General features: G+C 61.6%; 13 protein-coding genes. All 13 read right to left on the bottom strand.

The features are described from left to right. The 13 genes from C0V97_RS06335 to C0V97_RS06275 all read right to left on the bottom strand — a co-directional run bounded on the left by C0V97_RS06335 (nucleotide 1) and on the right by C0V97_RS06275 (nucleotide 14,526). Nucleotides 1-1,452: an NADH-quinone oxidoreductase subunit N gene (locus tag C0V97_RS06335; protein ID WP_127101787.1), complete on the bottom strand. Its 1,452-nt coding sequence runs from the start codon at nucleotides 1,450-1,452 to the stop codon at nucleotides 1-3. Beyond that, the gene (locus tag C0V97_RS06330; RefSeq protein ID WP_336984976.1) at nucleotides 1,452-2,954 is read right to left on the bottom strand and encodes an NADH-quinone oxidoreductase subunit M; all 1,503 of its coding nucleotides are present in this window, start codon (nucleotides 2,952-2,954) and stop codon (nucleotides 1,452-1,454) included. The genes C0V97_RS06335 and C0V97_RS06330 overlap by 1 nt, the downstream gene beginning before the upstream one ends. After that, nucleotides 2,951-4,783: an NADH-quinone oxidoreductase subunit L gene (gene nuoL, locus C0V97_RS06325; RefSeq protein ID WP_127101893.1), complete on the bottom strand. Its 1,833-nt coding sequence runs from the start codon at nucleotides 4,781-4,783 to the stop codon at nucleotides 2,951-2,953. The genes C0V97_RS06330 and nuoL overlap by 4 nt, the downstream gene beginning before the upstream one ends. 10 nt (nucleotides 4,784-4,793) lie before the next feature. Further along, nucleotides 4,794-5,105 (bottom strand): NADH-quinone oxidoreductase subunit NuoK, encoded by a 312-nt coding sequence (gene nuoK / locus C0V97_RS06320; protein WP_023979431.1) that lies wholly within the window; start codon nucleotides 5,103-5,105, stop codon nucleotides 4,794-4,796. Nucleotide 5,106: 1 nt separating this feature from the next. Then, the gene (gene nuoJ / locus C0V97_RS06315; RefSeq protein WP_127101786.1) at nucleotides 5,107-5,610 is read right to left on the bottom strand and encodes an NADH-quinone oxidoreductase subunit J; all 504 of its coding nucleotides are present in this window, start codon (nucleotides 5,608-5,610) and stop codon (nucleotides 5,107-5,109) included. A gap of 2 nt (nucleotides 5,611-5,612) precedes the next feature. Next, nucleotides 5,613-6,125 (bottom strand): NADH-quinone oxidoreductase subunit NuoI, encoded by a 513-nt coding sequence (gene nuoI, locus C0V97_RS06310; protein WP_023979429.1) that lies wholly within the window; start codon nucleotides 6,123-6,125, stop codon nucleotides 5,613-5,615. A 13-nt stretch (nucleotides 6,126-6,138) separates the two neighbouring features. Further along, entirely contained in the window at nucleotides 6,139-7,101 is a 963-nt protein-coding gene (gene nuoH / locus C0V97_RS06305; RefSeq protein WP_127101785.1) for an NADH-quinone oxidoreductase subunit NuoH, read from the bottom strand. Beyond that, nucleotides 7,098-9,809: an NADH-quinone oxidoreductase subunit NuoG gene (gene nuoG, locus C0V97_RS06300; RefSeq protein WP_127101784.1), complete on the bottom strand. Its 2,712-nt coding sequence runs from the start codon at nucleotides 9,807-9,809 to the stop codon at nucleotides 7,098-7,100. The genes nuoH and nuoG overlap by 4 nt, the downstream gene beginning before the upstream one ends. 13 nt (nucleotides 9,810-9,822) lie before the next feature. Next, nucleotides 9,823-11,139 (bottom strand): NADH-quinone oxidoreductase subunit NuoF, encoded by a 1,317-nt coding sequence (gene nuoF, locus C0V97_RS06295; protein WP_127101783.1) that lies wholly within the window; start codon nucleotides 11,137-11,139, stop codon nucleotides 9,823-9,825. Continuing rightward, on the bottom strand, nucleotides 11,139-11,648 hold the full coding sequence (gene nuoE / locus C0V97_RS06290) for an NADH-quinone oxidoreductase subunit NuoE (RefSeq protein ID WP_127101782.1): 510 nt from the start codon (nucleotides 11,646-11,648) through the stop codon (nucleotides 11,139-11,141). The genes nuoF and nuoE overlap by 1 nt, the downstream gene beginning before the upstream one ends. Beyond that, nucleotides 11,635-13,362 (bottom strand): NADH-quinone oxidoreductase subunit C/D, encoded by a 1,728-nt coding sequence (gene nuoC, locus C0V97_RS06285; protein WP_127101892.1) that lies wholly within the window; start codon nucleotides 13,360-13,362, stop codon nucleotides 11,635-11,637. The genes nuoE and nuoC overlap by 14 nt, the downstream gene beginning before the upstream one ends. A gap of 64 nt (nucleotides 13,363-13,426) precedes the next feature. Next, nucleotides 13,427-14,068, bottom strand: coding sequence for an NADH-quinone oxidoreductase subunit B (locus C0V97_RS06280; RefSeq protein ID WP_023979422.1), 642 nt, complete (start codon nucleotides 14,066-14,068; stop codon nucleotides 13,427-13,429). Nucleotides 14,069-14,070: 2 nt separating this feature from the next. Continuing rightward, complete coding sequence (locus tag C0V97_RS06275; protein ID WP_127101781.1) at nucleotides 14,071-14,526, bottom strand: NADH-quinone oxidoreductase subunit A; 456 nt, start codon at nucleotides 14,524-14,526, stop codon at nucleotides 14,071-14,073. Between the last annotated feature and the right edge of the window lie 49 nt (nucleotides 14,527-14,575).

Here is a 14,575-nt window from a genome sequence, read left to right as displayed (position 1 = left end):
TCAGGGAAGCTGGGCCGGAGCCGCTACCGGCAAGGTCGGAGCCACGACAAGGCCCTGGCTGCGCTGCACCAGGGTGCTCGGGCAGATGCCCAGCAGAATGGTGGCGCAGGCGAGAACCGTGATCAGCGCAGCGTTGACCGGCGTAGGCGCCGTCAGTTCGGCGCGCGTCTCGCGGTCGGCAGGCGCAGGGGTCACCATGATCAGGATCAGGCGCAGATAATAGAACAGGCCGATGGTGCTGCTCAGGATGAGCACCAGAAGCAGGAGCGTCTGATGAGCCGATACACCGGCCGCCGCGACATAGAACTTCGCGAAGAAGCCGACGGCAGGCGGGATACCGGCAAGCGAGATCAGCATCACCGACATGGCCAGAGCCGCAGCAGGCTTGCGACGGAAGAGGCCGTGCCACTCGCGGATGTCTGTGCCCTGCGGCAGCACGCCGTTCATGATGGCGAATACGCCGAGCGTCGAGATGGCATAGGCAGCAAGATAAAATGCTGCCGAAGCCACACCGAACGGTCCGGGTGAGAGGAACGCCACCAGCAGATACCCAACATGGGCGATGGACGATCCCGCCAACAAGCGGCGCAGATCGGTCTGCACCACCGCCATCAGGTTACCACCCAACATGCTCAGCACCGCAACGATCAGGATTTCGTTCACCTGAGCGCTGGGCACATAGAGATTGACCGACGAGAAATAGCGCAGCATGGCAGCGAAGAGGGCAATCTTGGAAGTGACAGCCACGAGTGCCGCCACCGGCACGGATGTGCCTTCAAGAACGTCCGCCAGCCAGAGATGGAACGGCACGGCAGAGAGCTTGAAGAACATGCCAGTCAGGATCAGGATGACCCCCATGACGCCGATGATCGGCTCCGGGGCATGGCTCAGATCCGGAGCGGCGAAACGCAGCGCGCCCGTCTCGGCATAAATCAGCGCAAAGCCGAACACCATGGCGGCCGAGGCCACGCCGGAAAGCAGCAGATATTTCATCGCTGCTTCGCCCGCATCAAGGCGCTGGTTGCGGAAGGCAATCAGACCCAGAAGCGACAGGCTGAGCGTTTCCAGACCGAGGAAGAACGACACGAAATGGACGGCGCCTGTCATGGCTACCGCACCCAGCGTGCCCAGTGTGAGCAGCAGGAAATATTCGCTGTTCACGCTCGGATCGGCGCTGATCGCGCCGTGGCGCGACATGAGAACGATGGCCAGAACCGACAGGATAATCAGTGCGCCTGAGAAGGACGCCCAGGTGTCCGGCGCAAAAAGCGGGGTGGTGCCGGTCATGATCAGGAAGGTCGGCATCATGATGGAGGCGAGAGCCGCCAACAGCACGATCACGCACAGAATGGCGTCGCGTGCCACATGACGCCGCCAGGAGATGGCTGCGAGTTGCACCAGGCTACCAAGGCACAACACCAGCACCGCATTGGGGAGGAACGAGAAAGACATTACTGGGCCTGCTCCTGAGCGATGCTCACGACATGGGGGCTGGCCGGTGCCGAGAGGTTCAGAACCGGCTGCGGATAGACGCCAAGCGCAAGGAGAAGAAGGGCTGCCACACCGAGAACGGCCAGATGCGGAACCGAAGGCGCACCAAGCGGTGCCACCGCATCGGTCTTTTTCGGACCGTAGAAGACACGCAGCATCATGGTGAGCGAATAGACCGAGGAAAGAACCAGACCAGCCGCTGCAAAGAACGTCATGGTATGGCTGACCTGCCACGTTCCCATCAACACCAGGAACTCACCGACAAAGTTGCCCAGACCGGGAAGGCCAAGCGAAGCAGCGGCAAAGAACATGGCGAGCGCCGAGAATTGCGGCATGGCAGGCCACAGCCCGCCCATCTTGGACATGTCACGCGTACCGAGACGCTCTTCCAGAAGCCCGGCGATCACGAAGAGGGCGCCGGTGCTCAGACCATGGGCCACCATCTGGGCGATCGCGCCCTCCATGCCGATGCGCGTGCCCGAGAACACACCCAGCAGGATAAAGCCGAGATGGCTGATGGAGGAATAGGCAATCAGGCGTTTGATATCGTCCTGCGCCACTGCAAGCCACGCACAGTACAGAATACCCACCACGCCAAGCGTCATGGCGATGGGTGCCAGATGCGCCGACGCACCAGGGAAGAGCATGACCACGAAGCGGATCAGACCGTAACCACCCGTCTTGGCCAGCACACCTGAAAGGAGAATGCTCGCAGCGGCGGGCGATGCGGCATAGGTGTCAGGCAGCCAGGCATGGAAGGGTACCATCGGCAGCTTGACCGCAAAGGCGATGAAGAAGCCGAGCATCAGCACGGGCGCGATCGGAGCGATCAGAGCCGTCTGCGACAGGGCGAAGTAATCGAAGGTGATCACCCCGGTGCGCTGCGCATTGACGATGACGAGGCCGAGAATGGCCAACAGCATCAGGAGACCGCTACCTTGCGTGAACAGGAAGAACTTCAGCGCGGCGCGCTGGCGGCCCGCATCGCCCCAGATCAGGATGATCCCGAAGAGCGGCAGAAGCATCAGTTCCCAGAAGAAGAAGAACAGGAACAGATCGGTCGCCATAAAGACGCCATTGATCCCGGCCACCGTTGCAAGAAGCAGGCAGTGAAACAATCCGGCGCGATCAGCCACGTTGCGCGCGCTCAGAAGAGCGCAAGGCAGGGAGATGAGCGCGTTGAGCCACAGCATGACCAGGCTCAGGCCGTCGATGTCAAAACGGACATTGATACCCAGCATCGGGACCCAGGCCATGGAGAAATGGCCGAACCATCCCCCCGTGCCTGCCCCGGCGGCAAGGCTGCTGATGGTGACCTGCGCGAGCAGGACCACCATGAGAACGAGGGTGATGAGCGACGAGGCCCAGGCAGCCCGTGAAGCGCCACGCAGCCCGACGAGCCAGGCGGCGAGGCCCCCGATAAACGGGATAAGAACGAGAGCGGGAAGTGCCAACATCATCATACCGCCAGACAAAGAGCTGCAACCGTTCCTGCTGCGATCCAGCCGGCATAGCGACGCACCTGGCCGCTTTGCAGCTTCGCAACAGCGTATCCGCTGCCCTGGGTCAGGGCTGCAACCAGATCATAGAAACGATCGATGAAATCGCGACGGTTCAGGTGGGCAAGCACCATGAACGGCCGCACGAAAACCCAGTCATACAGCGTGTCGAAGCCCCAATCGGCGCGGAGCGTCGAAATGGCGGGGCTTTGGGCTGCAACCGGTGCCTCGCCCTTGGGACGCCACAGCGTCCAGGCAATGGTCACGCCGGCAATCGGCACGAGAGAGCCGAGAATGAGCAGGCTGGTATTGTGCTCTTCGGGCAGGGCCCCGAGCACAGGGGAGAGAAGGTTGGAGAAGATATGCACGTTGGCGATGGCGTCCGGCATTTCCATCCAGCCGCCACCGATGGCCAGAACCGACAGGATCGCCATGGGCAGGGCCATCGCCAGACCTGACTTGCCGTGAGCATGGGTACGATGACCGCCCCAGAACACGATGAACACGCAGCGGAAGATATAGATCGAGGTCAGGAAGGCACCGAAAAGCGCACCGGCCCAAAAGATCGGGCTCAGATCATACGCGCTGCCAAGGATGAGTTCTTTCGAGAAATAACCGGCCGTGATCAGCGGCAGACCAGCCAGAGCAGCCGAACCGGCAAGGAACGCGGCAAACACCCAGGGCATGTCCTTGCGCAGCCCACCCAACTTGAAGATGTCCTGCTCGTGATGGACGCGCAGAATGATCGATCCTGCCGCCATGAAGAGGAGTGCCTTGAAGAATGCGTGGGTGACGAGATGGAACATGGCTGCATGCCAGGCACCGCAACCGAGCGCCAGATACATGTAACCGAGCTGACTCATGGTGGAATAGGCGAGGATACGCTTGATGTCCGTCTGTACCAGAGCACTACCCGCAGCGAGCAGAATGGTCACGAAACCCACGATGGCGCAGGCAAACATCGCCAGCGGCGTGAGCACAAACAGACCATGCAGACGCGCCAGAAGGTACACGCCCGCCGTCACCATGGTGGCAGCGTGAATGAGCGCCGAAACCGGTGTCGGGCCAGCCATGGCGTCAGGCAGCCAGGTCTGAAGCGGCACCTGGGCCGATTTGGCCATGGCGCCACCCAGCAGCAGGAACATGCCAAGCGTGAGCGTGCGCGGCGCGGCATGCGGGCCGAGCGCGAGCAGGGTCGGGATGTCGAGCGAGCCAACGGCGGTTGCCATCAGCAGCATGCCAAGCAGGAACAGGGCATCACCTACACGCGTGACCACAAAGGCCTTGCGCGCCGCGATGGCATTAGCCTGCTCGCCATACCAGAAGCCGATGAGCAGATAGGAGCACAGCCCCACGCCTTCCCACCCGATGAAGACGCCCAGAAGGTCCGAAGCCAGGACCAGCAGCAGCATGGAGGCCACGAAGAGCGTCATATAGGTGAAGAAGCGCGCGATATCCTCGTCGTCATACATATAGGCGCAGGCATAGACGAGAATGAGAAAGCCGACGCAGGAGACGACAAGCATCATGACCAGCGAGAGCCGGTCGAGCGTCAGCGCGATCTGGGCGTTGAAGGAACCGACATTCATCCAGTTCCACAGCACGACGTGCAGCGAACCGAGGGAATCCGGACCGGAGAGGAAGCTATAGGCCGAAATCACGGCGAAGAGCGCGCAAAGCCCCATACCGGCGCCGACGAGAAGTGTCGTCGCCCGTGCCGGGAGCTTGCCCCCGGTCAGCATCAGGATGATGGAGACCGCCAGGGGGCAGAAAATGACGAGCGGAAGCAGCATAGCCACGTGACTAACCCCCCAGACGATTGCCGGTATCGGCATCAAGCGTGGAGCGTCCGGCTGCATGCATGCGCAGGATGATGGCCAGGCCTACCGCGGATTCCGCAGCGGCAAAGGCAACCACCATGATGAACATGACCTGACCATCTGCCATATGCCAGCGATTACCCGCCGCAATGAATGCGAGGCAGGCGGCATTGAGCATGATCTCGGTCGACATCAGCATGAAGAGCAGGTTGCGGCGCACGAGGACGCCCAACGCTCCGAGTGAAAAGAGAATGACGGCGACGATGAGCGCGCCATTGGGATCGGCAGCAGTCATATCAGGATTTCCCTCCGATCCGGCGGCCGATGTGATAGGCGCTCACGAGCCCCGCCAGAAGCAGGAACGAGGAGAGCTCGACGGTCAGGATATAGGGGCCGTAAAGCGTCAGGCCGACAGCCTTGGGGCCGATCGGCGCGCCCACGGTACCCACTGCCATGGTGTTGTGGCTCACGCCATAAACCAGAAGACCCATCAACAGGATCGAAATCACACCCGGTCCGACCCAGGCGCCCCCGGCGAACCAGCCTTTTTCACGAAGCTGGTCGGGCTGGCCAAGATTGATCATCATGACCACGAACACGAACAGGACCATGATCGCGCCGGCATAAACGATGATCTCGAGCATGGCGGCAAAAGGCGCGCCCAGCTCTTCAAACATGCAGGCCAGGGCCAGAAGCGACACGACAAGATAAAGCAGGCCGTGCACGGGAATGGTGCGGGTGATCGCCAACGCGGTCGCGCCGATGGCGATCAGCCCATAGAGTTCAAGCATGATATTCATGATCAGGGCATCAGCGCATGAATGTCGATGGGCTTGGCTTCATTTTCGGCTTCACCTTTGTTCTTGCCCGGGATCTTGAGACCCGACACATTATAGAAGCTGTAATCATGTACCTTGCCGGGTCCGCTGATCAGGAGGTCTTCCTTCTCGTAAACCAGGTTCTGGCGCACATATTCGCTCATCTCGAAATCGGGCGTGAGCTGAATGGCGTAGGTCGGGCAGGCTTCCTCACAGAAACCGCAGAAAATGCAGCGTGAGAAATTGATCTGGAAGAATTCCGGATACCAGCGTCCTTCCTTCTCGCCCTTCTGCAAGCTGATGCAATCCACCGGACAGGCTGCGGCGCAAAGATTGCAGGCCACGCAGCGTTCTTCGCCGCTGGGGTCGCGGGTGAGGACGATACGGCCGCGATAGCGGGGGGACAGGTAGGGTTTGACGTCCGGATACTGCACCGTTTCATTGCGATGAAACATGTGCAGGAACGTCATCCATATAGTGCGGAGAATACCGAGCATGGCGCGCCCCCTCTCAGACGCCCGCGCGCAGCAGAATGACCGCGCCGGTGACCAGAATGTTAAGAAGAGACAGCGGCAGCAGAACCTTCCAGCCGAACGACATCAACTGGTCGTAACGGGGACGCGGCAGCGCTGCACGAAGCAGGATGTAGAAGCAGATCAGCAGGAAGACCTTGATCGCGAACCACAGGAAGGGCGGCAGGAACGGACCATGCCAACCACCGAGGTAAAGCGTGGTGATCAGGGCCGAGCTGAGCGCGACACCGGCATATTCGGCAAGGTAGAACATGCCGAATTTCATCCCCGAATACTCGGTATGGAAGCCTGCGCCGATCTCGTTTTCACCTTCAGGGAAATCGAAAGGCAGACGATGCGTCTCGGCAATACCGGCCAGCAGGAAGATCACGGCACCGAGGCATTGCGGGATGATAAACCAGCAATGGGTCTGCGCTTCGACGATATCACGGATGCTGAAAGAACCTGCCGCCATGACCACGCCCATGACGGACAGGCCCATGAACACTTCATAGGAGATCATCTGCGCGGCGGCACGCATGCCACCGAGCAGGGCGTATTTGTTATTGGACGACCATCCGGCGAGAACCACCGAATACACGCCAAGCCCCAGCATGCCGAAGATGAAGAGCAGGCCGACATTCAGCTCACCCGCTACACCCCAGATGGGCGTGATGGGCACGACGCCAAAGCAGAGCAGAACGGCGAGGAAGCCGATGATCGGCGCGACAAGGAAGACCGGCTTGTCCGCAAAAGGCGGAATCCAGTCCTGCTTGAACAGCATCTTCATGGCATCGGCGATGACCTGGAACAGGCCGAACGGGCCGACGCGGTTCGGGCCGGGGCGATCCTGGAACACGCCAAGCAGGCGACGCTCCAGCATGGTCGAGACCGCTGCGACGCCGAGAACGCCGAAGACGGTCACGACGATCACAAGAATTGGCCACACGATGGGCATCATACCGCGCTCTCCGTTCCAATACGCTCGGCAGGCGCCGTGATTTCAAGCGAGACCCAGCCCGGAGCCGACCAGGAGCGGGACACCATATGCGGCGGGCAGGTGGCGACACCTTCGGGAAGGGCCGGATCGGATACGGCATCGACCGTGAAGACCTCGCCATTCAGCGACAGACGAACCTGTGCGCCCTTGGCCATGGCACCACCGATACGGACCACCGCAGGGGCAGCGCGCTCGGCAATCGGCTGGGCCATCATGCTCATCTCATCCGTGCCGAATACGCGGGCTTCGGGCAGAAGCATGAACTGACCGGTGCGGGGGGCAAAAGCCGACGGTACGTCCATGGCATAGGAGCCAGCCGCATTGGTCCCCCCTTCCACCAGACGCACGCCGCAATCACCACCGCGCATCTTGCCGCCGATTTCCTGCTGGAAGCGGTTCAGCGACTGCTCGGAGTTCCAGCCGGGCACCTGGTAGAACGGCACGAGCGTGCCGGGCATGTCGGTGCTGTAGGAGCCTTCCATCGTGGAATGCAGCGGTGTGTCGGGCGAGCTCGGCGGCGGAATGTCGCGCACGCTGATATTGGCGCGAATAGCCGTGCGTCCGCTGACGCGATGCGTCTGGCTGCGGAGCGGCGTGCCTTCCAGCTCGTAATCCGAACCCGGTGCCGCCTCGGGGATGCGGGCGAAAGCCGGCATCGTCGTCGCGATTTCAGCAATCAGATCATCCAGCTTGCCCCAGGGCTGCACATGGCTGAGGCCAGCGGCCTGCGCCATATCGGCAATCCAGCGCCAGCCCGCCTGAAGCGGCGCGTCAGGATAGACCACCTGGAAGAAGCGCTGGGCGCGGCCTTCTGCACTGACCAGCGTGCCATCCGTCTCGGAATAGGCTGCCGAGGGGAAGGTGACCTGAGAGCGGATAGCCGTCGGCGTAACCGAGTGATCGAGCACCACCAGATTGGCGGCACTTTCAACCAGCGCCTCGAACTGCGCGCCATCGAGGCGGCGGCTCAGATCGTTTTCGAGAACGATCAGCGTGGCATTGGCGGCGCGGGCCGCGATCGTGTCGAGCGAGAGCCCGTCCATCAGCGCGAGGCCCATCGAGTTGGCTTCCGGCAGGACGAAGCTGATGAGCGGCGTCTTTCCCTTGGCGGCCAGGGCAGAGGCGATGTTCGCCGTTGCCTGAAGCAGGGCAGCGGAGGCGTATTGCAGGCCCGAAACCAGAAGCGGCTTTTCAGCAGCCAGCAGAGCATCAGCGATGAGCGAAGCGGAAGCCGCCTCGGCCTCGGTCAGTCCAGCCACATCGGGAGCCGACGCGTCGATACGATGCGCGATGGCGAACCCGAGACGCGCGGCATCTTCCGGCATGGCGCGGATCGCGTCCTGCGCGAAACCGTCCAGATCGGTCACGGTGGGGGACACGACGAAGAGCGGCGAGATCGTGTCCTGACCCAGCGTCCGTACGGAGGCGTCCATCCAGTGAGGGACACGGGCCTGATCGGCCGCCTTGTTGAAGGCGGTGCGCTTGATCTGGCGCAGTGCCAGGCTCATGCGTGGCGAGGTTGCCGAGACATCCTCACCCAGGATCAGGGCGCCGTCAGCGGTTTCCATCTCATGCATGGTGGCGATGCGTGCCGGACCAGCGGCCAAAAGCGACACGGCCAGCTTGACCAGGCTGTGCTGCGGCTCGGCCATGCCTGTCGAGAAGTTCTCGGCACCGACGAGCTTGCGCAGGGCGTAGTTGGATTCCAGCGAGGCGCGCGGCGAGCCGATGCCCACCAGCTTGCCCGAAGCCGCGATCTTGCCGAAATGATCCAGAGCAGCCTGGGCCGGTACCGGCGTCATGTCGCCATTGATCACATAACCAGCCGAACGCAGGCGCGTCGGGGCATTGACCCAGCCATGACCGAAGCGACCGCGATCGCACAGGAAGTAGCGGTTCACCTCATCATTATAGCGGTTGAGCGTACGGCGAACCTTGCCGGCGCGCTCATTGATGATGGTGTTGCAGCCCGTTGCGCAGTTGGAGCAGACGGACGGCGCGCCGCGCATGTCCCATTTGCGGCTGTACATCTTCGAGAACGGCTTGTCGGTGAACACGCCGGTCGGGCAGACCTCGATGAGGTTGCCTGAGAAGGGGCTCTCCAGCGTGCCGCTCTCATGGCGTCCGAAATAGACGTTGTTATGCGAGGCAAACACGCCCAGATCCTGGCCGCCCGCGTAGTCACGATAGAAGCGCACGCAACGATAGCAGGCGATGCAGCGGTTCATTTCGTGCTTCACGAAAGGACCGAGTTCCTGGTTGTTGTGGGTGCGCTTGTCGAAACGGTAGCGACGCTCGCGATGACCGGTCATGACGGTCATGTCCTGAAGATGGCATTCACCACCTTCTTCACAGACCGGGCAGTCATGCGGGTGGTTGGTCATGAGCCACTCGACCACCTCGCCACGGAATTCCTTGGCTTCAGGGTCTTCAACCGAGATGATCGCGCCTTCAGTCACCGGCGTCATGCAGGCCATGACGATACGACCGCGTGTGTCGTCGGCATTGGCATATTGCTTGACGGCGCACTGACGGCACGCACCGACAGACCCGAGTTCCGGGTGCCAGCAGAAATAGGGCAGGTCTTCCCCTGCCTCGAGACAGGCCTGCAGAAGGTTCACGTCTGAACGTGCTTCAACCTCGCGGCCGTCGATTACGATTTTTGCCATCGGGCCGTTCCTCCTACGCCGCCTGCCCTGCGGCGCCGCTCTCTGCGGTGCCGGAGGCGGGCTTGCTAACCATTCGCTGGAAATCCTCGGCGAACATCTTCAGACCGCTGGCCAGAGGTGCAATCGCACCCGGCGCATGGGCGCAGAAAGTGCGCCCCATCGGGCCGATCAGGCGGGCTGCGTCATGGAGGCGATCGATATCCTCCGGCGTGCCGCGCCCTTCCTCAATGGCAATCAGAAGACGCTCAACCCAGGGCAGCCCGTCACGACAGGGCGTGCACCAGCCACAGGATTCCTGCGCAAAGAAATGCTCGAGATTGCGGATCATCCCGATCGGGCTGGTCTTGTCATCGAGCAGGATGGCCAGACCCGTGCCGAGGCGGCTGCCCGCCTTTTCCGGCGTCGGATAGTCCATGATGATGTCAGCGTGTTCGGCCCCGAGGAACGCTGTCGAGGCACCACCGGGGAGGAAGGCGCGCAGCTTGTAGCCATCCTGCATGCCGCCCGCACACTCGTTCAGGATCACGCCCAGCGACGTGCCCAGCGGCAACTCGAACACACCCGGACGCTTGGCGCGACCGCTGACACCGTAGAGCTTCGTGCCACCATCGGCGCAGGCGCTCAGTCCCAGATACCACTCCGTGCCATTGGCCAGGATATGCGGGATGTTGCTGAAGGTCTCGATATTGTTCACGACCGTCGGCGCGCCCCAAAGACCACCGATCTGGGGGAAAGGCGGCTTGGCGCGCGGGTTGGCGCGACGGCCTTCCAGCGCCGTGATCAGAGCCGTTTCCTCACCGCAGATATAGCGCCCTGCGGAGGGATGGACGTGAAGATCGAAATCGAAGCCCGAGCCGAGAATGTTCTCGCCAAGGAAACCGGCCTCACGCGCCTGGATGACCGCCTGCTGAAGACGCTCCAGACCGAGATGATATTCACCGCGCAGGAAGATGATGCCGTGCCGTGCCTGGATGGCATAGGCCGAGATGATCATGCCTTCGATGAGCTGAAGCGGGTTGCCCTCGACCAGGATACGATCCTTGAAGGTGCCCGGCTCCATCTCGTCGCCATTGGCGACGATGTATTTGAGGCGGTCCTTGGAGGATTCCTTGGGAACGAAGCTCCATTTCATGCCGGTGCTGAACCCGGCGCCGCCGCGTCCGCGCAGCTTGGAGTCCGTCACCTCGGTGATGATCTCCGCAGGGCTCATGCCCAGGGCGCGGCGCAGACCGCGCCAGCCACCCTTCTTGTCGTAGCCAGCCGGATCAAGCGGTGTCTCGCGATTGACGAGCGCCAGAAGCGGTTGCTTTTCGGGGTTGAGACCAGTCATCACTTCTTCCTCGCCCGAATGTCGTCGATGATGCCGTCGATATCTTCCGGACGGACAGGACCGAACAGGTCCTTGCCGACCAGCATGGCCGGCGCATGGTCGCAATGACCGAGGCAGACGATGGGCAGAACGGTGAATTCACCGTCCGGTGTCGTCTCGCCCATTTTCACGCCCAGCTTCTTGCACAGCCGCTCGCGTGTCTGCTCGGCACCCATGATGTAGCAGGAAACGGAGTCACAGAGCATGACCACGTTCTTGCCGACCGGTTTGCGGAACAGCAGGTTGAAATAGGTGGCAATCCCATCCAGATCGGCCTGGGACATGCCCAGGATGCGTGCCGTATGGGCGAGATGCGCATCGTTGATCCAGCCGAAACGCTCCTGCACGAGGCGCAGCGCCTCGATGGCGGCGCCACGAGGGTGATGCTCGTGGGCGGCCATGTCGATGAACGTATCGACGAGATCCTGAGGGAGTTCGGCGTCCTGCGCCGTGAGTTCAGCGGTCGACATCGGCCATCACAAAATCGATGCTTCCGATAATGGCGATCAGATCGGCAATCATGGTGCCGCGTGACAGCATCGGAAGCTGTTGCAGATGAATGAACGACGGTGTGCGGATACGCGTCCGGTAGGACATCGTGCCGCCATCGCTCACAAGGTAATACTGGTTCAGGCCCTTGGTCGCCTCGATGCAGGAGCGCACTTCGCCCTGCGGAATGACCGGCCCCCAGCTGACGCCCACGAAGTGATGGATGAGCGTCTCGATGTCATGCATCGTGCGCGGCTTCGGCGGCGGCATGGCCAGCGGATGCTCGGCCTTGTAGGCCCCGCCCGGCATGTTATCGAGGCAGTAGCGAATGATGCGCAGGCTCTGGCGGATCTCTTCGATATGCACCGCTGCGCGGTCATAGCAATCGCCGTTGACAGCTGTCGGAATATCGAAATCGATCTGGTCGTAGCCCGAATAGGGCGCCTTGCGACGATAATCCCATTCCAGACCCGTGGCGCGAAGCCCCGGCCCCGTCACGCCCCAATCCACCGCCTCTTCGGTATTATAGACGCCAACGCCCTTGGTACGGGCCTTGAAGATCGGGTTTTTCATGACGAGTTCGTTGTACTCGTCCAGACGCTTGGGCAGATAATCGAGGAAGGCGCGAACCTCGCCATCCCAGCCCTGCGGCAGATCCATCGCCACGCCGCCGATGCGGAAGAAGGCCGGATGCATGCGGAAGCCGCAGATCTTTTCAATGATTTCGAAAACGCGCTCACGGTCGGTAAAGATGTAGAAGACCGGCGAGAGCTGGCCCAGATCCTGCACCATCGTTCCGTAGAACACGAGATGGCTGGAGATACGGAAGAACTCGGCCAGCATGATGCGGATGAGCTGCGCACGCGGCGGCACGGTGATGCCAGCCAGCTTTTCGACACCCATCACATAGGGGAAGTTGTTCATCACCCCACCGACATAGTCGATACGATCGGTATAGGGGATGTAGCTGTGCCAGGTCTGGCGCTCGGCCATTTTCTCGGCGCCGCGATGATGGAAGCCGATATCGGGCACCGCATCGACAATGAACTCACCCTCGAGCTGCAGCACGACGCGAAACACGCCATGGACCGAAGGATGGTTCGGGCCGAGATTGAGGAACATGAAGTCGCTATTGTCGGAGTGACGCTTCATGCCCCAGGATTCGGGGTCGAATTTCAGCGCTTCCTGCTCGTCGAAAACCTGGTCTTCGGAGAGCGTGTAAGGCGGGCGCTCGGTTGCGCGGGCGTAATGGTCCTTGCGCAGGGGATGACCGACCCAGGTCGGCGGTGTCAGAATGCGCGAGAGATGCGGGTGCCCCTCGAACACGACACCGAACAGATCCCAGGCTTCGCGCTCCAGCCAGTTCGAATTCGGCCAGATATCAGTGATGGAGGCGATATTGGCGTCATCGACGGCGAGAGGCACCTTGAAGCGCACTTCATCGATCGGCCCGTCGAAGGACTGAATGTGGTAGATGACCGTGAAGTCGGATGCTGGAAGGCCGTCACGATGGATACGCTGACGCTCATCCACACAGGTCAGGTCGAGCAGCATGCGCAGCGCGCCGCCGGCCTTGACGGCCTGAAGCACGGCGCGGATCTGGCCACGCGAGACCCAGAAAGTGGGCACGCCGTCGCGCGTAGCCTCTTCCATCATGATCATGTGCGGCGGGAAGGCAGCGACCGAAGCCCCCATGCTGCCCGTGACCGTGCCTGCTGCGCGGCTGTTGTCGAAAACTTCGCTCATTGCTGCAGGCTCCTCAGATCGTGTCGGGCGTACGCAGCTTGGTGACCGCCATGCGCTCTTCACGCTTGAGGTCGCGCATGCTGGCAGGGGTCACCTTGGTGACGCCCTGATCGCCCACCATCCAGCTGAGCGGGCGACGCTGCTTGCCGATCGAATCCTGGAGCAGCATCAACCCCTCGAGCAAAGCGTCGGGGCGCGGCGGACAGCCCGGCACGTATACGTCGACGGGGAGGAAGCTATCGACGCCCTGCACGACACTGTAGATGTCGTACATACCGCCCGAATTGGCGCAGGAGCCCATGGAAATGACCCAGCGCGGCTCAAGCATCTGGTCGTACAGATACTTCACGATAGGGGCCATCTTGCGGAACACGGTACCGGCGATCACGATCAGATCGGCCTCGCGAGGGGTAGCGCGCAACACTTCTGAGCCGAAGCGCGCGATGTCGTAGCGGCTGGTGAAGGCCGTCGCCATTTCCACATAGCAACAGGACAGGCCGAAATTGAACGGCCAGACCGAATTCTTCTGCCCCCAGGAAATGAAATCCTGAAGCTTGCCCACAACAAGATTACGGCGCACGTCCTCGTGCGCCAGAAGTTCTTCAGGGGATTGCAGACGGGGCTCGCCGACGGCGGAGGTAAGAGTCCAAGTCATCGTTATACGACCTCGCGCTCGGGGATTTTGACAAGTTCGACGGGGGAATTGGGCGGCACCTTGACCGGCATGCGGCGGTGCTTGGGGCCCCATTCGAGGGCGCCGCTGCGCCAGAGATAGACCAGAGCAAGCGTCAGAAAGACGACGAAGGTCACGACCGAGATGAAGGCGGCCCAGCCGGCCTCGACCACCACGGAGGCCCATGAATAGATGAACACGCCCTCGACGTCGAAAATGACGAAGAAGACGGCCAGCAGATAATACTGCACCGGCAGGCGAATGCGCGCCGAACCGGTGGAGAGAATACCTGATTCATAAGGGAGGCTCATCGAGCGACCGCGTGCCGCACCGACACGACGAGGGCCAAGAGCAGCTGACAGCGCCACCACGATGCAAAGGAAAATGACCGTAAAGGCCACGTAGATCGCTAGAGCATGATCTGCGAGAAACTGAGACACTGGCGCAACCACCTATTCCCGACGGGACCACAGGCCTGCGTGTGCTCAG

The organism is Asaia sp. W19, from assembly GCF_003994335.1.
Taxonomy (GTDB): domain Bacteria; phylum Pseudomonadota; class Alphaproteobacteria; order Acetobacterales; family Acetobacteraceae; genus Asaia.
This window is presented reverse-complemented; position numbering and strand designations above follow the sequence as displayed.

Bases quoted from the DNA above. Each gene is read 5' to 3' on its own strand.
- C0V97_RS06335 (WP_127101787.1), bottom strand. From the start codon at position 1,452: ATGTCTTTCTCGTTCCTCCCCAATGCGGTGCTGGTGTTGTGCCTTGGT.
- C0V97_RS06330 (WP_336984976.1), bottom strand. From the start codon at position 2,954: ATGATGATGTTGGCACTTCCCGCTCTCGTTCTTATCCCGTTTATCGGG.
- nuoL (WP_127101893.1), bottom strand. From the start codon at position 4,783: ATGCTGCTTCCGCTCGTCATTTTCTGCCCCCTGGCGGTCTCCATCATC.
- nuoK (WP_023979431.1), bottom strand. From the start codon at position 5,105: ATGACTGCTGCCGATCCCAATGGCGCGCTCATCGTCGCCGTCATTCTC.
- nuoJ (WP_127101786.1), bottom strand. From the start codon at position 5,610: ATGAATATCATGCTTGAACTCTATGGGCTGATCGCCATCGGCGCGACC.
- nuoI (WP_023979429.1), bottom strand. From the start codon at position 6,125: ATGCTCGGTATTCTCCGCACTATATGGATGACGTTCCTGCACATGTTT.
- nuoH (WP_127101785.1), bottom strand. From the start codon at position 7,101: ATGATGCCCATCGTGTGGCCAATTCTTGTGATCGTCGTGACCGTCTTC.
- nuoG (WP_127101784.1), bottom strand. From the start codon at position 9,809: ATGGCAAAAATCGTAATCGACGGCCGCGAGGTTGAAGCACGTTCAGAC.
- nuoF (WP_127101783.1), bottom strand. From the start codon at position 11,139: ATGACTGGTCTCAACCCCGAAAAGCAACCGCTTCTGGCGCTCGTCAAT.
- nuoE (WP_127101782.1), bottom strand. From the start codon at position 11,648: ATGTCGACCGCTGAACTCACGGCGCAGGACGCCGAACTCCCTCAGGAT.
- nuoC (WP_127101892.1), bottom strand. From the start codon at position 13,362: ATGGGGGCTTCGGTCGCTGCCTTCCCGCCGCACATGATCATGATGGAA.
- C0V97_RS06280 (WP_023979422.1), bottom strand. From the start codon at position 14,068: ATGACTTGGACTCTTACCTCCGCCGTCGGCGAGCCCCGTCTGCAATCC.